This is a genomic window from Nocardia sp. NPDC059228 (assembly GCF_042754245.1).
Classification (GTDB): domain Bacteria; phylum Actinomycetota; class Actinomycetes; order Mycobacteriales; family Mycobacteriaceae; genus Nocardia.
The window spans coordinates 25,340-48,554 of record NZ_JBHZAL010000017.1; the positions used below are offsets into that span (position 1 = coordinate 25,340).

20 protein-coding genes are annotated in these 23,215 nt (G+C 70.3%); 10 read left to right on the plus strand and 10 right to left on the minus strand.

The annotated features are described in order from the left end of the window. The first annotated feature begins 138 nt into the window (after positions 1-138). Positions 139-1,527, plus strand: coding sequence for a class II 3-deoxy-7-phosphoheptulonate synthase (locus tag ACFXKA_RS24645; RefSeq protein WP_354843080.1), 1,389 nt, complete (start codon positions 139-141; stop codon positions 1,525-1,527). A gap of 108 nt (positions 1,528-1,635) precedes the next feature. Here the strand turns inward: ACFXKA_RS24645 and ACFXKA_RS24650 are convergent, their stop codons facing one another. After that, on the minus strand, positions 1,636-3,636 hold the full coding sequence (locus ACFXKA_RS24650) for a PASTA domain-containing protein (RefSeq protein WP_379429063.1): 2,001 nt from the start codon (positions 3,634-3,636) through the stop codon (positions 1,636-1,638). Between the two features lie 120 nt (positions 3,637-3,756). Here ACFXKA_RS24650 and ACFXKA_RS24655 point away from each other — a divergent pair, with 120 nt between their 5' ends. After that, a complete protein-coding gene (locus ACFXKA_RS24655) occupies positions 3,757-4,125 on the plus strand; it encodes an Rv2175c family DNA-binding protein (protein ID WP_354843075.1) in 369 nt (122 codons plus the stop codon). A 208-nt stretch (positions 4,126-4,333) separates the two neighbouring features. On the opposite strand, the gene ACFXKA_RS24660 is transcribed toward ACFXKA_RS24655, so the two are convergent. From ACFXKA_RS24660 to ACFXKA_RS24675, 4 genes are all read right to left on the minus strand, one after another. Continuing rightward, positions 4,334-5,290 carry a phytoene/squalene synthase family protein gene (locus tag ACFXKA_RS24660; RefSeq protein ID WP_379429064.1) on the minus strand — a complete coding sequence of 319 codons (957 nt, stop codon included), beginning with the start codon at positions 5,288-5,290 and terminating at the stop codon, positions 4,334-4,336. An 11-nt stretch (positions 5,291-5,301) separates the two neighbouring features. Further along, positions 5,302-6,957 (minus strand): alpha-(1->6)-mannopyranosyltransferase A, encoded by a 1,656-nt coding sequence (locus ACFXKA_RS24665; protein ID WP_379429065.1) that lies wholly within the window; start codon positions 6,955-6,957, stop codon positions 5,302-5,304. A 63-nt stretch (positions 6,958-7,020) separates the two neighbouring features. Continuing rightward, complete coding sequence (gene crtI / locus ACFXKA_RS24670) at positions 7,021-8,634, minus strand: phytoene desaturase family protein (RefSeq protein WP_379429066.1); 1,614 nt, start codon at positions 8,632-8,634, stop codon at positions 7,021-7,023. A 25-nt stretch (positions 8,635-8,659) separates the two neighbouring features. Further along, the gene (locus tag ACFXKA_RS24675) at positions 8,660-9,805 is read right to left on the minus strand and encodes a polyprenyl synthetase family protein (protein ID WP_379429067.1); all 1,146 of its coding nucleotides are present in this window, start codon (positions 9,803-9,805) and stop codon (positions 8,660-8,662) included. Positions 9,806-9,944: 139 nt separating this feature from the next. Between ACFXKA_RS24675 and ACFXKA_RS24680 the strand changes: the two genes are divergently transcribed. Both ACFXKA_RS24680 and ACFXKA_RS24685 read left to right on the plus strand, forming a co-directional pair. Beyond that, a complete protein-coding gene (locus ACFXKA_RS24680) occupies positions 9,945-10,943 on the plus strand; it encodes a methylenetetrahydrofolate reductase (RefSeq protein WP_379429068.1) in 999 nt (332 codons plus the stop codon). A gap of 93 nt (positions 10,944-11,036) precedes the next feature. Next, complete coding sequence (locus tag ACFXKA_RS24685; protein ID WP_379429069.1) at positions 11,037-11,822, plus strand: hypothetical protein; 786 nt, start codon at positions 11,037-11,039, stop codon at positions 11,820-11,822. 9 nt (positions 11,823-11,831) lie between these two features. On the opposite strand, the gene ACFXKA_RS24690 is transcribed toward ACFXKA_RS24685, so the two are convergent. The 5 genes from ACFXKA_RS24690 to ACFXKA_RS24710 form a co-directional block, all read right to left on the minus strand. Then, positions 11,832-12,998, minus strand: coding sequence for a glycosyltransferase (locus tag ACFXKA_RS24690; protein WP_379429070.1), 1,167 nt, complete (start codon positions 12,996-12,998; stop codon positions 11,832-11,834). Beyond that, positions 12,995-13,678, minus strand: a complete 684-nt coding sequence (locus tag ACFXKA_RS24695) for an LppM family (lipo)protein (protein ID WP_379429146.1) — start codon at positions 13,676-13,678, stop codon at positions 12,995-12,997. Before ACFXKA_RS24695 ends, ACFXKA_RS24690 begins: the two co-directional genes overlap by 4 nt. Before the next feature lie 108 nt (positions 13,679-13,786). Next, positions 13,787-14,599: a carotenoid biosynthesis protein gene (locus ACFXKA_RS24700; RefSeq protein WP_379429071.1), complete on the minus strand. Its 813-nt coding sequence runs from the start codon at positions 14,597-14,599 to the stop codon at positions 13,787-13,789. A 258-nt stretch (positions 14,600-14,857) separates the two neighbouring features. Continuing rightward, positions 14,858-16,474, minus strand: coding sequence for a phytoene desaturase family protein (locus ACFXKA_RS24705; RefSeq protein ID WP_379429072.1), 1,617 nt, complete (start codon positions 16,472-16,474; stop codon positions 14,858-14,860). Next, positions 16,471-17,082 carry an N-acetyltransferase gene (locus ACFXKA_RS24710; RefSeq protein ID WP_354843045.1) on the minus strand — a complete coding sequence of 204 codons (612 nt, stop codon included), beginning with the start codon at positions 17,080-17,082 and terminating at the stop codon, positions 16,471-16,473. Before ACFXKA_RS24710 ends, ACFXKA_RS24705 begins: the two co-directional genes overlap by 4 nt. A gap of 209 nt (positions 17,083-17,291) precedes the next feature. On the opposite strand from ACFXKA_RS24710, the gene ACFXKA_RS24715 reads away from it, so the two are divergent. The 6 genes from ACFXKA_RS24715 to ACFXKA_RS24740 all read left to right on the plus strand — a co-directional run bounded on the left by ACFXKA_RS24715 (position 17,292) and on the right by ACFXKA_RS24740 (position 23,057). Further along, on the plus strand, positions 17,292-17,732 hold the full coding sequence (locus ACFXKA_RS24715; RefSeq protein ID WP_354843042.1) for an SAV_6107 family HEPN domain-containing protein: 441 nt from the start codon (positions 17,292-17,294) through the stop codon (positions 17,730-17,732). A gap of 125 nt (positions 17,733-17,857) precedes the next feature. Continuing rightward, entirely contained in the window at positions 17,858-18,283 is a 426-nt protein-coding gene (locus ACFXKA_RS24720) for a DUF3040 domain-containing protein (protein WP_379429073.1), read from the plus strand. Positions 18,284-18,743: 460 nt separating this feature from the next. After that, positions 18,744-19,175, plus strand: coding sequence for a division/cell wall cluster transcriptional repressor MraZ (mraZ, locus tag ACFXKA_RS24725; protein ID WP_213560465.1), 432 nt, complete (start codon positions 18,744-18,746; stop codon positions 19,173-19,175). Between the two features lie 184 nt (positions 19,176-19,359). Then, positions 19,360-20,340: a 16S rRNA (cytosine(1402)-N(4))-methyltransferase RsmH gene (rsmH, locus tag ACFXKA_RS24730; protein WP_379429074.1), complete on the plus strand. Its 981-nt coding sequence runs from the start codon at positions 19,360-19,362 to the stop codon at positions 20,338-20,340. Between the two features lie 55 nt (positions 20,341-20,395). Further along, positions 20,396-21,064: a hypothetical protein gene (locus ACFXKA_RS24735; RefSeq protein WP_379429075.1), complete on the plus strand. Its 669-nt coding sequence runs from the start codon at positions 20,396-20,398 to the stop codon at positions 21,062-21,064. Between the two features lie 34 nt (positions 21,065-21,098). Next, entirely contained in the window at positions 21,099-23,057 is a 1,959-nt protein-coding gene (locus tag ACFXKA_RS24740) for a peptidoglycan D,D-transpeptidase FtsI family protein (protein WP_379429076.1), read from the plus strand. Positions 23,058-23,215 lie beyond the last annotated feature (158 nt).

A 23,215-nucleotide genomic window follows, 5' to 3' on the forward strand; every position in this document is an offset into this window, starting at 1 on the left:
TGAGATGGGTCTCTCCTCAGCTCAGGTCCGGGTCGGATGGGCAGATCATCGGGTCCCAGCGTAGGCGGCGACCGGGTGTGAGGAACTCGAGCCCTGGGGGTGCTCCGGGTCACCAAGAGCAATCCGTATCCTGAACTGGTGAACTGGACCGTCGACGTACCGATCGATCGCTTGCCGGAACTTCCTCCGCTGCCCGCCGAGCTCCGTCGGCGTCTCGACGACGCGCTGGCCCGCCCCGCGCTCCAGCAGCCGTCCTGGGATCCCGAGCAGGCCGCCAAGATGCGCACCGTACTGGAGAGCGTGCCGCCCATCTGCGTGCCCGCCGAGGTCGAGGAGCTGCGCCTGCGCCTGGCCGAGGTGGCCCGCGGCGAGGCGTTCCTCATGCAGGGCGGTGACTGCGCGGAGACCTTCGCCGACAACACCGAGCCGCACATCCGCGGCAATATCCGCACCCTGCTGCAGATGGCCGTGGTACTCACCTACGGCGCCAGCCTGCCGGTGGTGAAGGTGGCCCGCATCGCGGGTCAGTACGCCAAACCCCGTTCCGCCGACATCGATTCGCTGGGCCTGCGGTCCTACCGCGGTGACATGGTGAACTCGCTGGTCGCGGATGCGGCGCTGCGCGAACACGATCCGTCGCGACTGGTCCGCGCCTACGCCAACGCCTCGGCCGCGATGAACCTGGTGCGGGCGCTCACCTCCGCCGGCATGGCCGACCTGCACAAGGTGCACGACTGGAACCGCGAGTTCGTGAGCCAGTCCCCGGCCGGCGCCCGCTACGAGCAGATGGCCACCGAGATCGATCGCGCGCTGGCCTTCATGAAGGCCTGTCGCGTCAACGATCCCAACCTGTCCAGCGCCCGGCTCTACGCCAGCCACGAGGCGCTGGTGCTCGACTACGAGCGGGCCATGCTACGCCTGAGCGAGCACCCGGTCTCGGGCGAGCCGGTGCTCTACGACCTGTCGGCGCACTTCCTGTGGATCGGTGAGCGCACCCGTCAGCTCGACGGCGCGCACGTCGCCTTCGCGGAACTGGTGGCCAACCCGATCGGCCTCAAGATCGGCCCGACCACCACGCCCGATCAGGCCGTGGAGTACGTCGAGCGCCTGGACCCCAACAACGAGCCCGGCCGCCTGACCCTGGTCGCGCGTATGGGCAATCAGAAGGTCCGCGACGTGCTGCCCCCGATCATCGAGAAGGTGCAGGCCACCGGCCACCAGGTGATCTGGCAGTGCGACCCCATGCACGGCAACACCCACGAGTCCTCGACCGGCTACAAGACCCGGCACTTCGACCGCATCGTCGATGAGGTGCAGGGCTTCTTCGAGGTGCACCACGCGCTGGGCACCCACCCGGGCGGCCTGCACATCGAGCTCACCGGTGAGAACGTCACCGAGTGCCTCGGCGGCGCGCAGGACATCTCCGACCTCAACCTCGAGGAGCGCTACGAGACCGCCTGCGACCCGCGCCTGAACACCCAGCAGTCGCTCGAGCTGGCCTTCCTGGTAGCGGAGATGCTGCGGTAGCTCCCCCGCCTCCCCGCGATTCGAGCGGGCGGCCGGGAGCCGTTGGCACGGATGCATAACGGTCAACGGCTCCCGGCCGCCCGCTGAAGGCTCGGGGAGGCGGGACAGCTACGGTATCGCTACCAGGGTGATGGTGGAGCCGGGCTGGACGGTGTCGCCGGGTGCGGTGCTCTGCGAGATGACGATCGAGCTGTCGTTGTTGGCGAGCTGCCGGACGGTGACCGAGAGGCCGAGGGCCTGGAGCTTGCTGCGGGCGGTGGAGACGTTGGCGCCCAGCAGGTTCGGCATGTCGATCGCGCTGTTGACGATGAGGACCACGCCACTGCCGGATTCGGTGCTGGTGCCCGTGGCGGGATCGGTGCCGATCACCTGCCCGGACTTGATCTTCGCGTCGTACTGGTCGCGGGTGGAGCTGACGGTGAGCCCGGCCTTCTGCAGGGCCGTCCTGGCCTCGTCCTCGGTCTTGCCGCGCACATCCGGCACCTTGACCGGCTGGGAACCCTTGCTGCGGTAGACCTTCACCTGGGCATTGGCAGGGAGTACGGTGCCGGGCCCCGGATCCACCTTGGCGACCGTGCCCTTCGGCGCGGTACTGCCCATCTCACCGGCGTCCACCGGCGTCAGTCCCGCGTCTCTGATGGCCTTGTCGACCGAGGTGACGTCCTGTCCGGGCTGGATGTCGGGGACCTTCGGCTTGCCGCTGGAGACCAGCACGGCGACCAATGAGCCCTTGGTGACCCGGGTGCCCGCGGGCGGATCGGTGCCGACCACATTGCCCACCGGGATCATGTCCGAGGCCTTCTGCCGGGTCTCGGTCTTGAAGCCTGCGCCCTGCAGTGTGGAAACGGCCTTCTGGGTGTCCATGCCGGCGATCGACGGCACCGCCGAATATCTGCCGACGCCGAGCCACCAGCCGCCGAGGCCCAGCAGCACCGCCAGCGCGACCACGATGCTCAACCAGATGACGACCTTGCGCCGCGACTTGCCGCGATCCTCGATCAGGTCCGAGCCGTAGCCGCGGCCGCCCGGCGCTCCGGGCGGCGGCGCGTACTCGGGCTGCGGCTGGTACTCCGGCGGGAGTTCCCGCGCCGCGGTCATCACCCGGGTCTGCTGCGCCTGCGGCTGCATGTGCACGGTCGGCGGGTCCGCGGGGAGCCGGGTGGTGAGATCAGCCGCGCCCGGCAGGGGCCGGGACGGCGGCGAGACCGGTACGCGCGGTGCGGGGGTGGGCCCGACCCGGTACTTGGCGCTGAGATGCTCGGCCGATTCGGTGGGCGCGGGCACCCGGTAGTCCGGCAGCTGCAGTTCGCGGGCGATGCGGCGCAGGTCGTTCGCCATCTCGGTGGCGTCGGCGTAGCGGTGCATGGGTTCGCGCGCGGTGGCGTGCGCGACCAGCTCGTCGATTTCCGGTGGGACGCCGTTGATCAGGCGGCCCGGGCTGGGCACGTCCTTCTCGACCCGCTGCAGCGCGATCGACAGCGAGTTGTCGCCGGTGAACGGTGTTCGGCCGGTGAGCATTTCGAAGATCAGGACGCCCGCGGAGTAAACGTCGCTGCGGGCGTCGGCGGTGCCGCTGGTGACCTGCTCGGGCGAGAGGTAGGCGGCGGTGCCGAGGATCACGCTGTCGGAGGTGATCTTGGCTTCGGCGACCGCGCGCACCAGCCCGAAGTCGGCGATCTTCACCTCGCCGGAGTCGGAGATGAGCACGTTCTCCGGCTTGATGTCGCGGTGCACCAGCCCGGCCGCGTGGGCCACGCCGATGGCGTAGAGAACGGGTTCGGCGACGGCGCGCACCGCGTGCGGGGGCATGGGCCCGCGTTCGCGCAGCAGTTCGCGCAGGGTGCCGCCCTCGACCAGTTCCATGATGAGGAACGGATGGTCGCCGTCCACGCCCTGGTCGTACACCGCGACCAGCGACGGATGCTTGAGTTTGGCCACCGCCCGCGCCTCGAGCTCGAAGCGGGTGAGGAATTGCGGGTCGCTGGCGAACTTCGGGTCCATCACCTTGATGGCAACCGGTCGATCCAATCTGGTGTCCACTCCCCGAAACACCATGGACATGCCACCACGCGCGATCGGCGCGTCGATGCGGTAGCGCCCTTCCAGCATCTGGCCGATCAAACTGCAACCCTTCCGATTTTCCCGAGCCCGCCCGGTGCGGCTCACCCGATGGTAGTCGCGTCGGGGTGTGATGCGACGGTCGCGACGCGAGAGACTACCGTGGTCGGCGTGAGTGCCTTTCCATGCAGCGAAGACGTTTTGCCGGATTCGGTGACCCTGATCCCGCTGCCCGACGTGGCCGACCAGTTGGGCATGGTGGTCACGCGGGTTCACCAGATGCTGCGCGACCACCAGATCCTCGCCGTCCGCCGGGACGGCGTGGCCGGCATCCCGAAGGAGTTCTTCGACTCCACGGGCGCCGTCGCCAAGCATCTGACCGGTCTGATCACGGTGATGCGCGACGGCAAGTACACCGACGAGGAAATCCTCGAGTGGATCTACACCGAGGACGACAGCCTCCCCGGCCGTCCCATCGACGCCATCCACGGCCCGCTGGCCCGTGAGGTCCTGCGCCGCGCCGCGGCCGACCCGTTCTGAGCCGCCTCCCGCCTCCCCGCGGCTCATCCGCCTCTCCGCGCCTTTTGCCGGTCGTGGGGAAGCCCCCTCATGTAGGTCGCCGGGCCGACGGTAGGGCGCGGGTTGGCTTCTGGGCGTACCCGACGAGTTACCCGCACGGTGCCAAATCAGTTGACACGTAGGGATCGGAACACCTGCGCGCCGTGTCGTGTTTCGATGCGGCCCGCGGTCAGTTCTGGTTGATGCGCCGTGTAGCGGCAAGTTCCCGTGCCGCGACGCGCAACCGGCGATGCTGCGGTACCACCGCTCGGCGGGTGAAGACGGCGTAGTCGGCGCGTTCGATCTCGTCGAGGATGCTGCCGTAGAGCGTGGCCGCGGTGCGGATGGCCGGGCGCACGCGGGGGCTGAGCAGTTCGATGCCGGGGGTGGCGCGGCGGTAGACGCCGCGGTTGATGGCGATCAGGTGGGCCAGCGCGCGTCGTACCCGCGGGTCCGTGCAGCCGGATTCCCGGCAGTGGTGCAGCAGTTCGGCGTCCACGCCGAAGGCCGCCAGTTCGTCGGCGGGCAGATACACCCGCCCGCGATCGAGGTCCTCGCCGATATCGCGCAGGAAGTTGGTGAGCTGGAAGGCCTCTCCCAGCGCCGCCGCCGCGGGTTCGGCATCGGCCACCGGGACGACCGTGCCCAGCACCGGCAGTAGTTGCAGTCCGATGGCGGCCGCCGAGCCGCGCATGTAGTCGCGCAGGTCGGCCATGGTGGGGTAGCGGTCGCGATACTGCGGCCCGCCGGGGATGTCCATGCGCATGGAGTCCAGGAACACCCAGAAGTGTTCGGCGGCAATCGAATACCGGCGGATGGTGTCGGACACCGCGAGCAGCGCCGGGTCCTCGGGCCCGGCGCCCGCGTCGATGGGCGCGTCCACCAGGCGGGCCCGCAGCTCGTGTTCGATCCGATCCAGCCGCGCCGCGGATTCCGCTGCGCGGCTGGGCGCATCGCTCGCGTCGACGATGTCGTCGACCATCCGGGCGAAGGCGTACAGCGCGTGTACGGCCGGTCTTCGCTCCGGTTCCAGCAGCCGGGTGGCCAGGAAGTAGGTGCGGCCGTGGTCGGCCGCGATCCGGCGGCAGTCGCGGTAGGCGCGGTCGAGTCGTCCGGACTGATCCGGCAGTACGGTCTGGTCGGGCACGGCGGGCTGGTTCACGCCGGGCCGGGCGCGGGCGCGACGCCGAGCTGATCGGTCTGCGGGCGGGCGGCCCGCAGCTTCAGCGGATCCATCGTGCGCAGCGACAGCGCCGCCACCACGGCCGCGAGGATGGCCAGCGTGCCGTGCACGGAATTGGTCACGGGCGAACCGTCCGGCTGGAACACCAGCATGAGCCAGGTGCACAACCCCACCAGCACCTGCAGGGTCCGGGTGGACAGCGCGAATCCGGCGGCCAGCGCCAGCGGCCACGAGTAGTACCAGGGCAGTGCCGCGGGCGAGAGGATCACGATGGCCACGAACGCGACGAGAATGCCGAGCACGGCCTCCCGCTCACTGTTCCTGAACCGCCACCAGGCCCACACCAGGCCGGCCACCATCACCACCGCGCACAGGGTGCGGGTCCACGGCAGCACCGACTCCAGCGGCAGCGGGGTCACCCAGCTGACCACGTGCGCCATGATGGTCGGCAGCGACAGCCAGTTGATGATCTTCTTGGACCCGGACAGCGCGGTGAGCCAGCCGATCTGGTGGTCCCGCAGCCCGGTCGCCCAGGTGGCCAGAGCGAACACGGCCGCGAAGATGGCCACGCCCAGCGCCGTGATCTTGGCGAAGGTCCGGATCGGATGCGGCAGGTCGCCCTCGTCCTGCGCCGCGCGTCGCTCGCGTTCGTGAATCATCCAGATCCACACCAGGAACGGCAGTGCCACACCGGCGGTCGCCTTCACCGCCACCCCGATCGCGACCACCACGATGCCCGCCACGTGATGATGCTCGAGGACCAGCGCGATGCCCGCGGCCATCAGGCCCACCATCAGCATCTCGTTGTGCACGCCGCCGATCAGGTGGATCAGCACCAGCGGATTCAGTACCGCCAGCCACAGCGCGATGGTCGGCTTGCCGCCCAGGTGCTTGGTCAGATGCGGGATCGCCCACACCATCAGCACCAGGCCCGGCAGCATCACCAGCCGCAGCGCGATGGTGCCCGCCACCACATTGTCACCGGTGATGGTGGTGATGGCCCGCCCGATCAGCAGGAAGACCGGACCGTACGGCGCGGTCGTGTTGAGCCAGACGGGACTCACATTGTCCAGTACCGCAGCGGCATTCGCCTTCAACTCCGACGGACCGAACACGTACGGGTTGATGTGGTCGCGGAGCATCGCGCCCTGGGCCAGATACGAGTAGGCGTCGCGGCTGAACAGGGGGACCGAGAACAGCAGCGGGAAGATCCAGATGCCGACGATCGCGCGCAGCTCGTTGAGCGACACGGTGGCGCCCGGCTGCTTGCCGATCACGATGCGCCCCAGCCGGACCCAGGCGGTGATCATGGCGATGACGCCGAGCCACACGAACACCGACGACAGCACCAGCCCGTGCCCGAACCGCAGCCACGACAGGTGCATGACCTCCAGCAGCGGGTCGCTGCGCCGCACACTGCCCGCGCCGAACCCGCCGAAGGTGATCAGCAGGGCGCCGAAGAATCCGAGCGTCGCCGCGTGTCCCTCGGGGCTGCGGGTGAAGTCGGAGGCGTGGCGCAGCCAGCGCTGCGTGGCGGTGCCGTCGATGGCGGGGGAGCTCGGGATGGCCGGTGCGAGGCGCGTGGCGCCCGCGGCCTCCGGGATGGCGGCGTCCATGGAGGGGGTCGGCATAGGCGGTCGTTCCCCCCGGAAAGGTAGGCGGCGGCAGCCGCGTTGGTTCAGGACGCGGTCAGTCTAGTGTGTGGGCGCGGGGGCCACAGCCCCGGAGTCGGCGGATTCGATCCCGGCATGTCGTAGATCACCCGTCAGGCGCGCCGCCGCCAGTTTCCCGGACAACAGCACGGTCGGCACGCCCACACCGGGCACGGTGCCCGAGCCTGCGAGAACCACATTCGCGCGGCCCCGCACCAGGTTCCGGGTGCGGAACGGTCCGGTCTGCCGGAACAGGTGCGCGGCCGAGAACGGGGTGCCCGCGATCATGCCCTTGTCCCGCCAGGTGCGCGGGGTGTCGAGGTGGTCGATCCGGAAGTATCGCGAAATGCCTTGGTAGCCGCGCTCTTCCAGGGTCGCGAGCAGCTCGCGCAGGTAGTGGGGGCCGAGCTGTTCCCAGGCCAGGGGCGCGGCGTCGAGATTCGGGCACGGGGCCAGCAGCGAGAGCGGTTCGTAGCGCACGGTGTCGCGCAGGTGCCCGTCCCGGTCGATGTGCTGTTCGGCCCGCTCGATGTAGAGGGCCGGATCGGTGAGCGCGGGCCGGGTGAGCAGCAGCGAGGGATCGCTCATCAGCCGCCCGCGGCCGCGCCGGGCGGCGATCTCGCGGAAGGTCCGGTCCCACTCCTGGCCGAAGTCGATGGTGTGATGTGCCTGCACGGGCCAACTCTGGGCGACGGCGGCGGGAATCGTGCCGTGTGCCACCACCGCCGACGGCGAGGCCCGCAGTCCGATCCGGCGCCGCAGCCCGAAGCGCGGCAGCGATCCGAGGTCGGCGGTCACCACGACGGCGTCGCAGTCGAAGACACGTCCGTCTGCGGTGCGCACGGCGGTGGCCCGCCGGCCCGCGTAGTCGATGCCGATCACCTCGGCGTTCAGTTCGAGCGTCCCGCCCGCGGCGGTGAACGCGCGGCCGAGCGCCTCGGCGATGGCCCGCATCCCGCCCTCGGGGTAGGTGACACCCAGGCAGGTGTCCATGTAGGGGATCGCACCGTAGACCCCGAGCGCCCGGTTCGGCGCCATGCCCGCGAACAGGGCCTGGAAGCTGAACAGCCGGGCCACCTCCGGGTCCCGCACGAGTCGCCGGACTTTGGGCCCGAGCCGCCCGAACGCGCCGAGCCGCACCAGTTTCGCCAGCGCCACCCGCTTCTCCGGAATCCGCACCATGTCCAGCGGGGAATCGAAGTTGGTGTCCATGAACTGCCGGAACTCGGCCTCGTACACGTCTTTCAGCCAGCCGCGCAGCCGCCGGTAGCGACGCGCCGTGCCCGGCCCGCGCACCTGCGCGACCTCGGCCGCCATCTGCTCCTCGTCGGAGTAGACGGCGATCTCGGATCCGTCCGCGAACCGGGCCCGATACGCCGGGGCCAGATCGAGAAGCCGCAGGCCGACCGACTCGCGCGTCTGCCCGACCGCCGCGAGCGTCTCGTCGATGAGCTCGGGCAGGGTGAGAATCGTTGCCCCGGAGTCGATCTCGTAGTCCGGTCCGTGATAGGCGCCGACCCGCCCGCCCGGGCGATCATCACGTTCCAGGATGGTCACCTGCCGTCCGGCCGCCGCCAGGTGCAGTGCGGCGGCCAGCCCGGACAGTCCGGCACCGATCACCACGACCCGATCGGCCGGTCCCCCAACAGTTCTCATGCCCCGTACCCTCGCGTCCGGCCGGTCAATAGGAGCGCGCGGTGGCGGCGAGGGCCATGGCGCGCAGCTGCCGTTTGGCGTCCGGGGTGGCGGTGCTGGCGTCCAGGGCGGTGAGCGCCTGGTCGGTGAGCGAGCCGATCCGCTGCTCCACGGCGTCGACCGCGCCGAGTTCGGTGAGGACCGTACGCAATTCGGCGACCTGCTCGGGAGTGACGTCGGTGCCGAGGCTGGAGCGGATGAGGTCCGCGGCGGCCGGGACGGTGGCGTCGGCGCGCTGCAGTGCCTCGGCGATGAGGACGGTGCGCTTGCCCTCGCGCAGGTCGTCGCCGGAGGGTTTGCCGGTGACGGCCGGATCGCCGAAGACGCCGAGCAGGTCGTCGCGCAGCTGGAAGGCGATGCCGATATCGGTGCCGAATTCGCGGTACGCGGCGACCAGTTCGGGGGAGGCCCCGGCCAGCGCCGCGCCCATGTGCAGCGGGCGCTCGATGGTGTACGCCGCGGTCTTGTACCGGTTGATCCGCAGCGCCGCCTGCACGGTCTCGTCGCCGGCGGACTCGCCGTGGATGTCGAGCAGCTGCCCGCCCAGCACCTCGGTGCGCATGGCGGCCCACACCGGGGCGAAACGCGCGGCGGCGTCGGCGGGCAGGCCGGCGTCGCGAGTCATGTCGTCGGCCCAGGCCAGGGCCAGATCGCCGATGAGGATGGCGACGCTCACGCCGTAGTGGTCGCTGTCACCCGCCCAGCGCCGATCCCGGTGCCGCTGTTCGTAATCCACGTGCACGGTCGGGAAGCCGCGCCGGGTGCGCGAGGAGTCGATGATGTCATCGTGGATGAGCGCGCACGCCTGCACCAGTTCCAGCGCGGAGCACGCGGTGAGCACAGCGTCGGCGTCGGGGTCGTCGGCGCCGCGGCCCGCGCCCAGCCAGCCGGTCCACGCGAAGGAGGGCCGGGTCCGCTTGCCGCCACGAATGACGAAGTCCTCCAGGGCCGCGGCCGCGTCCACGAACACCGGTCCGAGCGGCGCGACGATCGGTTCCCGGGTGCGGAAGAAGGCGGCGAGACGGTCCTCCACGGCGGCGACGAGTGATCCCGCGCCGACCGGGTGGCGGGTCGGGGTACCGGGTCCGGCGGACAGGGGAGCCTCCTTGGTGAGAGCCGCGGCGCGGCGCATGCGCAGCCAGCGGGGTTGCGTCCGACTCTACCGACCACCGGGTCGCCGACGGGAATCGGTCGGGTTCGAATCGGTCTCACCTGCTGGGATAAGCGCAGGTCGCGGTCCAGCACCCGGTGCGGGCCCGTAAAATGTCCGCGTGAGTTTCGACAATGTACGGGGATATTCGACCCCAGGCCGAGTTTCCCGCACGCCTCGGGTGTCCGGAACTCGCTCCATAGTTCAGCAGCTGGGCCCGCGCCCGGACGGGTCGATCCCGTTCTCGGTCGAGTTCAATCCGCCGCGCGACGCCGCCGGTGAGGCGCGCCTGTGGCGGGCCGCACGCGAGTTCGAACGGCTGCACCCCGCCTTCGTGTCCATGACCTACGGTGCGGGCGGCTCCACCCGCGACCGCACCATCCGGGTCACCGGCCAGCTGGCGCGTGAGACCACGCTGCTCACGGTCGCGCACCTGACCGCGGTGGATCACTCGGTCGCCGAGCTGCGGTCGATCGTCGGCGCGTACGCCGACGCCGGCATCCGCAATCTGCTGGTGCTGCGCGGCGACCCGCCCGGCGACGTGCTGGGGGAGTGGATCAAGCACCCCGAGGGCGTCGAGTACGCCGACGAGCTCGTGCGCATCGTCCGCGACCTGGGCGACTTCCACGTGGGTGTGGCCTCGTTCCCGCAGGGCCACCCGCGCTCCACCGACCTCGACCAGGACACCCACTTCCTGGTGTCGAAACTCCGTGCGGGCGCGGAGTATTCGATCACCCAGATGTTCTTCGACGTGGAGCACTATCTGCGCCTGCGGGATCGGGCCATCGCCTGCGATCCGATCGAGGGCGCCAAGCCGATCATTCCCGAGCTCATGCCGGTCACCTCGCTGCGCACCGTGCAGCGCGCGGAGGAGCTGTCGGGCCGTCCGCTGCCGGCCGCGGTGATGGAGCGGCTGCGGAAGGCCGCGGGCGACGGGCCGGAGGAGGATCGCGCGGCGGTCCGCGAGGTCGGCATCGAGATCGCCACGGAGATGGCCCAGCGCCTCATCACCGAGGGCGCGCCCTGCCTGCATTTCATCACCCTGAATTTCGCCAAGGCCACTAGCGAAGTTTTGGCAAACCTTGGCTACACCATGTCGGCGACTCCGGCGAACGCCTGATCCAACCACCCCGCATGCCGGATCAAATCCCGGGTACGTGCTGGTCAGCGGAGTAGCGTCGCCCTCGATTCGTGACCTCGAGGGGAGCTATCCATGTCCGTGTTCCACAGTCTCGTCCGTGTCGCAGGCGCTGTCGGCGCCTGCGCCGTCCTGACTGCCGCCGGTCCGGCAACCCTGGCCGGCCCGGCCGCCGCGGCCCCCGCCGATTCGCCCGCGGCGGCCGTGACCCAGGAGTCGGCCGCCGCCCTGGCAGCCATCACCGCCGCGGGCAAGACCGCCGGGTCCGATCCATCGGCCAGATCCAATACCGCCGGCCCAGCCGACTGGCTCTCGGCCTACGATCAAGCCGTCAACGGTTTGAAGGCCCTGGGCATCCAGCCCTTCCTCTACCCGACCGCCGCTCCCTTCTGCCTCGGCGGCACCACCCTCGGCATCGCCCCCGGCGTGGCGGGCGCCATCCCCGGCCCGTGGCCCAAGTACGCGGTTTCCATTCCCGGCCTTGATCTTTCGGCCGTCGAGGCGGGCCAGACCATGTTCGCCTTCGTCCCCTACGGCATCAACCCCGACGGTGCCGACACCTCCGGCATGCAGGTCGCCTGGTTCAACCTGTCCACCGGCCGTGGCGGCCTCGTCCCCATGGGCCCGCTGAGCCAGGTCCTCAATGCCATGATCCCGCCCCAGGTCCCCGCCGAACTCCGCCCGACGGTCGAACAGGCCGTCCACGACTACTTCACCGCGGCCCTCCCCGTCGGCGGCGTCCGCGCGGTCCCCGTCACCACCGGCTCCGGCACCGTCCTGGCCGCCGTCTTCGGCACCGTCCGCAACGGCACCTCCACCTGCTTCTTCCTCCCGACCATCGGCATGACCCCCGTCTCCTGACCGGCACGGTCAGCGGGTGCCGAGCGGGCGGTCCTTCCAGCGCAGCCCGCCCGCCCGGTACGTGCGATGGGAGCGAAGCGACAGCGTCAGGTAGGCCGTGACCGACAACGGGTGTGCCAGCGCGGCAACGAGATCCGCGCCGCCCGGGGTGCCCCCGCTCTCGGTCGAGCGGGCCAGCAGCCGGGCGGCGACCGCTGCGCCGTAACCCAGCAGTCCCATCCGGCGCAGTCGTCCCCGCCCACCTACTGCCGCCAGTGGCGGGGCCCAGAACGCCAGTGCCGCAATCGAACCGACCGCGAGGCTGCCGGCCGGGCCGCCGTAGGCGGACCACAGCCAGCGGGTGTATCCCTCGGTGAGTTCGGTGGTGTTGCGGTACATCCGGGTTTCGGCGAGGGGACCGGCCGCGACCAGAGCGGTGTGGCGTCCGGTGCGGCGGAGGCGGCGCGCGATCGCCAGGTCTTCGGTCATGCTGCCGGCCACGGCCGCGTGACCACCGAGGGCGGCGTAGGCCGCGACGTCGAAGACCAGGAACTGGCCGCAGGCTACGGCCATCGAGGGGTGCAGGGTGCGGTTGGCCAGGGCGATGGGCAAGGTCGAGGCCCAGGACCAGCACAGTAGTGGCTGGACCAGGCGCTCCACGGGCGATTCGGCGCGCTGCCGGGGCCACGGGCACACCAGGTCGGCCCGGGCCGAACGCAATTCGCGCACGGCTGCCGCCAGCGCGGCCGGCGCGAGCCGGATGTCGGCGTCGAGGAAGATCAGCGTGCCGGCGGGGGATCCGGGTGCGGGTGGCTCGAGGGCGAGATCGGCCAGGCGGGCGCAGGCGGCGGTCTTGCCGGTCCAGCCGGGTGCGGGGTCGATGTCGTTGCGGGAGAGCAGGAATCGATCGTCGTCGCCGATGGCGGTACGGGCGGCGGCGGTGGTGCCGTCGGTGGAGCCGTCGTCGAGGATCAGGATCCGGAGCCGCGGAATGCCCTGCTGGGCGCGCAGATCGGCGATGAGGGCGGGGAGGCGGGCGGCCTCGTTGCGGGCGGGGACGCAGACCGTGACCGGTTCGGTGACGGGTCGGCCGGCGGGCCGGAGGCGGCGGGTGCCGAGGCGGTTCGCCAGGGCGGTGGCGGCGCCGAGGGCGGCGACGGCGCTACCGGCCGCCACCGCCCTGGCGGCGAGGGTCATCGAGTCTTGGTGCGATCGGGGCGTAGCCAGCGGGCCGCGCGGACGTAGGCCGGCGGGTCGGGGTTACGGGTCATGAAGGCGAGGACCGCGACCACGGCCGCCACCGCGAGGGTGATGCCGCCGACGATGCCCGCCCAGCCGGCGAAGGAGCGCGTATTCGGGTCCGCGTAGCCGACTTCCGCGCGCAGCGTGCTGACATCGCCGGCGGGGAGCTTCCAGGACACCACGGAGTCGCCCTCGCGGGTGCCGTTGGTGGTGGCGACGCGGGCCGGGAAGGCCACGGTCAGCTGCACGTCGGAACCCTGGGGCGGCAGGCTCTTCAGGTCCACCCGGCCGCTCAGGGTGACCAGGTCGCCGGTGCGGCTGAAGACCAGGTTGAACATGCCGGAGGTCTGGTCGGACATGCCGCCCAGCTGCTGCACCTCACCGAAGGTGAGGTCGTCGAAATAGACCTGGCTGCCGACGTATCCGTCCTGTGCGTAGGAATCGACCCGCACCTTGCCCTGCAACCCGTCGGGCGCCTTCAGCTGCGGCCCCTTGTCCTTGTCGTTCTGGGGCACGGCCGCCGCGACGATGCGGCCCGACACCCGGTCATTGGAGGACACACCCATCGACACCTGCACCCGCAGGCATCCGGTCAGCATGACGGCGAGCCCCGCGAACAGGACCACGGCCAGCATCCGCACCCACCGGCGCGGTCGCCGCGCTCCCGATGCGCTGGGATCCGACGGTGTCATGGATTCGGGCGTTTCCTCTGCTGTCGACATGTTGGGACTCGGCTGCACGGGTCACATCGTGCCATGCGCCCCGGGCGACAGGGTGATTCGACGGGCGCTCAGCGTCCGAACCAGCGGAATCCCCAGCAGACCGAGCCCGCAGAACCCGTAGCCGGCCGAGATCGGCAGCCCCAGGAACACCGCGTGCGCCAGCGTCGAGCCCAGCCAGGTCCACAGGAACACCGCCACCGGAACCATCCGCGCCGCGCCGGTATCAGGGGCGGTCCGATCCCACCACTCCAGCAATCCCGCCATCACCACCGCGACCGCGAACCAGCCGGCATAGTTGGTGACCGGAATCTGGCCCAGCCCCGGCAGTCCGGCGACCGTCGAGCGCCACGTCCACTGCCCATCCGCGACCAGCTGCGGATCCAGGAACAGATCCCACCCGACGGCCCCGAGCGCCGTCAGCGAAATCCGTCCGGCCGCACCATGAACCAGCATCCCGGCCACCACCCATACCGGATACAGCCCACCGGTCCAGGCCAGCGGCACGATCAGCGGCACCCCGAGCAGCTCGGGCCCCAGCCGCCCGCTGGCATAGTCGTAGCTACCGAACGGGAACCCGGTCGCGATCCCCAGCACCTCCGCACCGAACCCGATCCCGGACACGATCGCCAGCAAACCCGCAGCCCACCGCACCCCGCGCGTCACCCCGGCGTGCACGAGGGCCGTCCCCAGCGAGAGCAACACGACCACCACGGTCACCTGATCCCGCACCACCCCGTGCGCCAGCGGATACGTAATCTGCACCAGCACCAGCAACACCGCCGGGATCGCAATGATCCTCGGGGCCTGCTCGGCCGCCGCGGTCGACATATGCATCCGGCTGCCCGCCATGTCCCGATCAGCCGATCTCCAGGCGGGTCGCCGCATCGGACCACCCGCGGCCACAAGGCGGCCGGATGGTCGAAACGGGACGGCATCCGCGAACCGGCCGTCGAGGGTACGGTGCGGGCCACGTCACCGCCGTGCAGGAGGCGGGCCGCGCGCCGGTCCGCCATGCGGTATCGCCGCCGGGTGCCGTCGGCTCCGGCTCAGCCGCAACCGGATTCGCGGCGGAGCAGGATGGTCCGGGGTCCGTCATCGACGCGGCGCGAGGAGGCGGCGCGGGCGCAGGTCGTGTTCGACCAGGCGGGCCGCGCTGCGGCCGCTCGCACCGGAGACGCCGCCGCCGGGATGCGTGGACGCGCCCGTGAGGTACAGCCCCGGCGCTCCCGGAACCCGCTGCCCCGAGAGCTCGGGCAGCGGCCGCCACATGAACATCTGGTCGATGGACATCTCCACGTGCATGACATTGCCGCCCAGCAGGCCCATCTCGCGTTCCAGGTCGGCGGGCGTCTGGACGAAGCGCTGCGTCACCGTCCCGGCGAATCCCGGTGCGTGCGCGTCGACTTCGGCGATGATGCGGTCGGCCTCGCGGTCGGCGTGCGCGGACCAGGCGGTGCCGTCGGCCAGGTCATAGGGATGCCACTGCGACCACAGTGTGACCTGATGCTCGCCCACGGGCGCGATGCTCGGATCCAGGGCGCTGAAACTCATGGCCAGCACGACCGGTCGCGGCGGCAGATCCCCGGCCAGCGCGGCGCCGTGCGCGCGGCGCAGCTCGCGGCGATCGGTGACGAGAAGCTGCAGGCCGTGGGCGGACTCGACGGTCTCCGCGCCCGGATACCGGGGCAGGTCGCTGAGCGCGGCCCGCACCACCATGCCGATGCCCGGCCCCACCCGAATGCGCCGCCGCCAGCCGGCGAGCACCCCGGCGTCGAATCCGCCCTGCTCCAACAGGTTCAGCGTGGTGAGGATGTGGGTGCCCGCGATCACGGTGTCCGCCTGCACGTTTCGCCCGTCCGCGGTGCGCACCTCCCAGGTGTCGCCGGTCCGGGCGATGGCGGTGACCGCGTCCCCGGCGCTCACGATGCCGCCGTCGGACTCCAGCCGCGCCACCAGCGCCGTCGTCAGCGCCCCACTGCCGCCGACCGCGCGGCCCGGCGGCAGCGTGTGCATGAGCGCCGCGAATCCCACCATGGGCGCGGACCCGGGTTCGGACATGGGCGGCCCGGACTGCGCGCCGAACCAGGCCAGCGCGGCCTTGAGCCGCTCGCTGTCGAAGAGGCTGTCCAGCAGCGCGTCTCCGGTCTGCATCATCTCCCGTGACAGGGCCCCGGCACTGGTGCGGCCGGTCGCCCCGGCGGCCTCGCGCGGGTCCATGCCCCAGAACGCCTTCAGCAGGTTCCCGCCCGTCGGCATGGCCGAGAACGCCCGCATCACCCGGGCACTGCGCGGCCCCCACACGGTCACGAACCGCCGGTATGCCTCGGCATCCCGTTCCCCGCACGCCGCCGCGATGGACGCGCAGGTCCGGTCCACATCGCGATGGAACACAATCGGCGGCAGCCCGCTCCCGGGCGGTGCGGGCGCGAAAGCCCATGGGTCGCAATCGATGTACCGCAGCCCGAACCGGGCCAGCTCCAGTTCCTCGATGATCCCGGTGTGCCGGATCATGATGTGCGCCGACGAGCCCCGATCGACCAGATGACCCGGGAACCGCTCCACCGTGGACACCGCCCCGCCCAGCACGGTGTCGCGCTCGAGCACCTCGACCCGATGCCCGGCCCGCGCCAGATAGCAGGCCGCGACCAGCGCATTGTGTCCGGAACCGACGATGACGACGCGGCGGGCGCCGAGGTTGCCACGGCTCACAGGGGCAGCCGCCGGCCGAGCACCGCGAACCGCCGGGTGTCGCCGGAGAAGATGAAGTGCCGCACCACATCTCCGAACCCCTGCCGCCGGTACAACCGCCAGGCCCGGTTGGATTCGCGATCCACCTCGGGCGTGGACAGCAGGACGGTCGGCTCGGGCCGGTTCTGCAGCAGCCGGGTGAGCAGGATCTCGCCGAGCCCGCGGCCCTGCGCCGCCGGGTGCACGTGCAGTTCGGTGAGCTCGAAGTAGTCCGAAAGCAGTTCTCGCGCGGCGTGTTCGGGCCATCCGGTGCGCCGCATGCCGCTGTACACCTGCTGGTGCCACCACTGGTGCGGCGCGCCGTGATACCCGTAGGCGATGGCCACGATGGGCGCGGTGCGCAGGTCGAGCCGTCCGTCGTCGTCGGGCAGTACCGCCGCCACCGCCTGCCAGCCGGGCCGGGTGGTGTGCTCGGTCCACATGGGCGCGCGCTGGTGTTCGGTGCCGCGCGGGTAGTCCATCGCCGCCACGTAGACCGAGAGGGCGTCGTGCAGCCGGTGCCGCAGGGTAGCGGCCGACAGGTCGACCACCACGGGCGCGGGCGTCGGTTTGGGGGTGACTGCGGTCATCGGCTGGACGCAACTCTCGTTGGCGCGGACGGATGGGGTCGACAGTAGCGCCACGTAGGGGCGTCAACTTGTCGGTGGGTCTCTCTATATTCAAACGCACGAGAAACCTTCGAATATCTGTTCGATCTTTCCGGCGGGCGAAATGCCTGATCGGGACCGGATGTCCTCATGGAAGGCGAATCAGGTGTACGAGTGGGGAGGTACCCGAAATGAGCGGGAAAACTGAACGACCGGGCCATCCCGGCCGCGCCGGCGATCTACTGCGCAAGGCGGACGGTCTATTGCTGGCAGCCCAGGGGGAAACCGACCCGGCGGAGCGCTTCCGTACGGCCTACCTCGCTGCCCTCCGCGGTGCGGGCGCCGTGCTGGCCCTCACAGGGGCAGACCGCGCGCCCCGCGCGCGTTCTCGCAACGCCTGGGTCCTGATGCAGCGCGCGGCACCGGAATTCGTGATGTGGGCCGACTATTTCACCGGTCAATCCGAGACCAGAGCGGCCCTGGAGGCCGGGTTGCCGCGGCCCATCGACGATCGCCGCGCGGACGAGTTCGCTTCGCGGGTAAACGCATTCCTGCACGACGTGGCGGACCTGCTGGCCGCCGCCGCCCGCCTGCGCCCCAGCTCAGGGTGGGTAACCGGAATGCTGGCGTGAGTATCGGCGAGTAGGTGGTCGCCGTCTGATCGAACTCGTATTATTGGTGACAGACAGCCGCCAAGGTCGGCTATCCGTCGTCTACCCGGAGACGACAGCCACCACCTAGTGCCGGGGGAGGTACCGTGCCACTCTCCGAGCACGAGCAGCGCATGCTCGAACAGATCGAGAGCGCGCTCTATGCTGAGGATCCGAAGTTCGCCTCGACTGTTCGGGGTGGACGGTTACGTTCTGCCACTGGTCGACGCAGACTTCAGGCGGCCGCCCTGTTCGTCCTCGGTCTGTTCCTATTGGTGGCCGGTATTGCCGCACCGTTCAAGCCGGGCGGCTTCCCGATCATCAGTCTGGTCGGATTCATCGTCATGTTCAGCGCGGGTGTGCTGTTGCTGATCGGTGGCCCTCGGATGGGCACGCCGAGCAGTCGCGGCGCCGATGCGCATCCCAGCGCGGGTGGCGCTCCCGGCGCCGGCCGCGGGAAGCCCCGGAAGCAGGGCGGGTTCTCCGCACGGATGGAGGACCGGTTCCGCAAGAGGTTCGAACAGGACAGTTGACCGGGCTGCCGTGCCGCCGAAGGCTTTCGGCGCCGCGCGGCAGCGGACCATGATCGGCTAACTGAAGATCCAGCGACACGCCGTGGCGCCATACCGAGTTGAGGTGTGGCGCCACGGCGTTTCTCGTTGGTGCTGATTCGGCGTGTCGGGAGTGGTCCAGGATTCCCCACGCCTCCCCACGGAGCTTCCCCACCGCGCCCCACGAATGCCGGAAATGCACGCTATCTGCGGGTTTGCTGGCGGTTGTCGGATGCTCGCCGGCGCGCGTCGCGCGTGTCGGGGGAACTGCGCGAAATCTTCCCCACCTCGGTGATAGCTGGTGTGACCTGCGAAGTTCGCCAAGCGGGGACCGAGATCACCGACGCTTTCGATTGAAAGTGGGGGAAAGTGGGGTAATGTGGAGCCCGCACTACAGGAGGCCGAACAGTCGAGAGGGTGATCCGGCAGGAGGTGTCGAGGCTTGTTTCTCGGGACCTATACCCCTCGGTTGGACGACAAAGGGCGACTGACGTTGCCTGCGAAGTTCCGGGACGAGCTGGCGGGAGGGTTGATGGTCACGAAGGGACAGGACCACAGCCTTGCCGTGTATCCCAAGGACGAGTTCACCGCGCTGGCGCGGCGAGCCGCGGCGGCATCCCGGTCCAATCCGCAGGCCCGCGCATTCGTCCGGGCCTTGGCGGCTTCCAGTGATGAGCAGCGTCCGGACGCACAGGGCCGGATCATGCTGTCGGCCGAGCATCGCCGCTACGCCAATCTGTCCAAGGATTGCGTGGTGATCGGTTCGGTCGACTTCCTCGAAATATGGGACAAGACGGCGTGGGATTCCTACCTCGCTGAACACGAGGAGGATTACTCGCAGGCCAGAGACGAGTCGCTGGGCGAGATCTTCTAGCCCGCAATGAGGCGAGTGCCCTGCGGCCTCTGCCCGACACCGACCCTGACGTACTTCCCCAACGCCAGGTGCGGTGCTTCGGTCAGAGACCACGGGGCATTCGCCCAATTCGAAGGTCCTTTTCGCCAGCGACCCCAGGTGGCCGTGCGAATGAAACGTGAGGCAGGAATTCCGGGAGGTCGACGTGCACCGAGGCAGTGACGGCCCCCGCCATGTTCCGGTTCTCCTCCATCGCGCCGACGAAATCCTCGGTCCCGCACTGCATTCCGAGGGCGCGGTCTACCTGGACTGCACGCTGGGGCTCGGCGGTCATGCCGAGTACTTCCTGCAGACGTATCCGAACATCCGCCTGGTCGGGCTGGATCGCGACACCGCGGCGCTGAAGCTGGCGGGCGAGCGACTATCCCCGTTCCGGAACCGGATCACCCTGGTGCACACCAGGTATGACGGCATCGCGCCCGCGCTGGAGCAGGCCGGGCTACCCGACAAGGGTTCGGTCAGCGCGATTCTGATGGACCTGGGCGTGTCCTCCATGCAGCTGGACGAGGCCGACCGCGGCTTCGCCTACTCCATCGACGCACCGCTGGACATGCGGATGGACTCCAGCACCGGCCCCACGGCCGCCGACGTGCTCAACACCTACAGTCACGGCGAGCTGGCGCGGGTGCTGAAAACCTATGGCGAGGAACGGTTCGCGGGCAAGATCGCCGCCGAGATCGTGCGGCGTCGTCAGCGCACCCCGTTCACCACCAGCGCACAGCTGGTGGAGTTGCTCTACGACGCCATCCCGGCCGCGGCCAGGCGCACGGGCGGGCATCCGGCCAAGCGCACCTTCCAGGCCTTGCGGGTGGAGGTCAACCGCGAACTGGAGTCCCTGGAGGCCGCGCTGCCCGCGGCGCTGGACGCGCTGGCCCCGGGCGGCCGCATCGTGGTCATGAGCTACCAGTCCCTGGAGGACAGGGTGGTGAAGGCGGCACTGGCCAAGCGGTCGGTGTCGCGCACCCCCCTGGACCTGCCGGTCGAATTGCCGGGTATGGGACCGGAATTCAGGATTCTGACCCGCGGCGCGGAGAAGGCCACCGAGCAGGAGATCGAGGACAACCCGCGGGCCGCTCCGGTGCGCATGCGGGCGGCCGAACGGATCGTAGGGGAGGAGCAATCGTGAGGTTCCGGGGTGGAACGGCGCATCGAGCGGGCAACCGCTGGATCGGAGCCGCACCATGACGATCAGGACGCAGGCGACGGGCCGGGGGGCCCGCCGGGTGCAGGCCGCCGAACGGGTGAAATCGGGTGCGGCGCAACGGGCCTACGCGCGCCGGCGCAATCGGGAGGGCGGGGCCGACCTGCCGGGTATGCGCCGCGGTCGGCGCAGCGATCCGATGCCGCGCGGTCGCATGTCCTTCGTGGCCACCATCATCGCGCTGCTGGGCTGCGGCCTGGCGCTGACGCTGCTGCTCACCACCCGCGCCACCGAGGACAGCTATCAGCTCGGCGATCAGCGCCGCGCCAACCAGAAGCTGTCCGACGAGCGGGACGCGCTGCAGCGTGAGGTGGCCTCCGCCGATTCGGCTCCCGAATTGGCCAAGCGCGCAGCCGAACTGGGCATGATCCCGGCCAAGGATCCGGCCCGGCTGGTGATCGGCCCGGACGGTCAGGTCACCGTGGTCGGCAATCCGCAGCCCGCTGAGGGCGCGCCCGCACCGCCGCTCAACACGACGCCGTCGCCCGCCCCGCCGCCGTCGAAGCTGCAGCAGGCTCAGGGTGAGCGGGTGGTCCCGGTGACCACCACGCCCGCCTCGCCGACCACCACCGCCGCGAATCCCGTTCCGGCGGCGCCGATCACGGCTCCGCAGAACCCGCAGGTGCAGGCGAACGGAGCGCCCCGATGAGCCGCACCGCGGCGCCGGCGAACGGGGCTGGTCGATGAGCTCAACCCGCGCGGGGCGCGGGCGTGATTCCGGCCGGAGCCGGTCCGATTCCGGTCGAGGGCGGGTCGCCGCCGCCGGCCGGAGCCGGTCGGGTTCCGGCCGTGCCGGTTCGGGGCCGGGCCGGCAGTCCAGACCGCGGCCCGCTCCGGGATTGGACTCGAGCACGCGCTTGCGGTTCGGGGTGGGCCGGCTGGTCATGCTGGTGGCGCTCGTGGTGGCGGCCATCCAATTGCTGTGGGTGCAAAGTGTTTCCGCGCCGAAGCTGTCGGCGGAGGCGGCCAGCCAGCGCACCGTGAAGGTGGCCGATCCGGCCAACCGGGGACCGATCACGGATCGGTACGGGAAGTCGCTGGCATTCACCATCGCGGCGAAGGAGCTGAGCTTCCAGCCGGTGCGGGTGCGCAAGGATTTGGCGGACGCGCACGACAAGACGCCCAAGACCGCGCCGGATCCGGATGATCGGCTGGCGGCCATCGCCAAATACATTCACGAGAAGCTGGGCAATGACGCGCCCGAGAAGGACATCCTGGCCAAGCTGAAGAGCGACGAGCCGTTCGTGTACCTCGCGCGGAATGTGGACCCCCGGGTCGCCTCGGACATCACTCTGCAGTTCCCCGAGGTCGGGATGGATCGGCAGGATATGCGCGAGTATCCGGGCGGATCCCTGGCCGCCAATGTGATCGGCGCGACCGGCTGGGACGGGCACGGCCAGATCGGCCTGGAGTCCTCGATGGACGCGCTGCTGGCCGGCTCCGACGGCTCGGAGACCTACGACCGCGGCTCCGACGGCGCGGTGATCCCGGGTTCGTGGCGTGATCGCCAGCCCGCGGTGAACGGCTACGGCCTCGAGCTCACCCTGGATTCGGATCTGCAGTACTACGTGCAGCAGCAGGTGCAGCAGGCCAAGGACCTCTCGGGCGCGAGCGCGGCCTCGGCGGTGGTGCTGGACGTGCACACCGGCCAGGTGCTGGCGATGGCCAACGACAACACCTTCAATCCCGCCATGGGACCGCAGTATTGGTCCACCACCGATCTGGGCAATCCGTCGGTGCAGGAGGTGTTCGAGCCGGGCTCGGTGAACAAGATCGTCACCGCGGCCGCGGCCATCGAATACGGCCTCACCACTCCCGATGAGGTGCACCAGGTTCCGGGCAGCATCTTCATGGGCGGTGTCACCGTGCACGACGCCTGGGAGCACGGTGTCGCCCCCTACACGACCACCGGCATCTTCGGTAAGTCCTCGAACGTGGGCACCCTCATGCTGGCGCAGCGCGTCGGCGAGGACCGCTATTTCGACATGGTCAAGAAGTTCGGCCTGGGCCAGCGCACCGGCGTCGGCCTGCCGGGTGAGAGCGCGGGCGTGGTGCCCGCCCGGGACCAGTGGTCCGGCTCCACCTTCGCCAACCTGCCCATCGGCCAGGGTCTTTCGATGACGACCCTGCAGATGACCGGCATGTACCAGGCCATCGCCAATGACGGCGTGCGGATGCCGCCGCGCATCGTGAAGGCCAAGATCGCCCCGGACGGCACCCGCACCGAGGAGGAGCCGCCGGAGGGTGTCAAGGTGGTCGCCCCGCAGACCGCGCAGACGCTGCGCCAGATGTTCCAGGCCATCGTGCAGAAGGATCCGCGCGGCATCCAGAGCGGCACCGGCGGCCCGGCCGCCGTGGAGGGTTATCAGATCGCGGGCAAGACCGGCACGGCCCAGCAGATCGACCCGAAGTGCCGCTGCTATTCCAGCGACCGCTACTGGATCACCTTCGCGGGCATGGCCCCCGCCGACAATCCCCGCTATGTGATCGGCATGATGCTGGATGCGCCGGTGCGCAGCTCCGACGGCAGCGGCGGCGGTTCGGCCGCGCCCCTGTTCCACAGCATCGCCTCGTGGCTGTTGCAGCGCGACCGCATCCCGCCGTCGCCGCCTGCCAAACAGCTGATTCTGCAGGCGAGTTAGAGCAGGGAGCGGATGGTTGTGACGCCCACCGCCGCCGGTGCGTGCACCGGCGGGTGACCGAACTCCGCCGTGCCGATCGCGCGGCGATCGAACACAGGTAACCTGACACGTCGATCCGGTCATCCGGACCGATTCATGCATATGACCGCCCCTTGGAG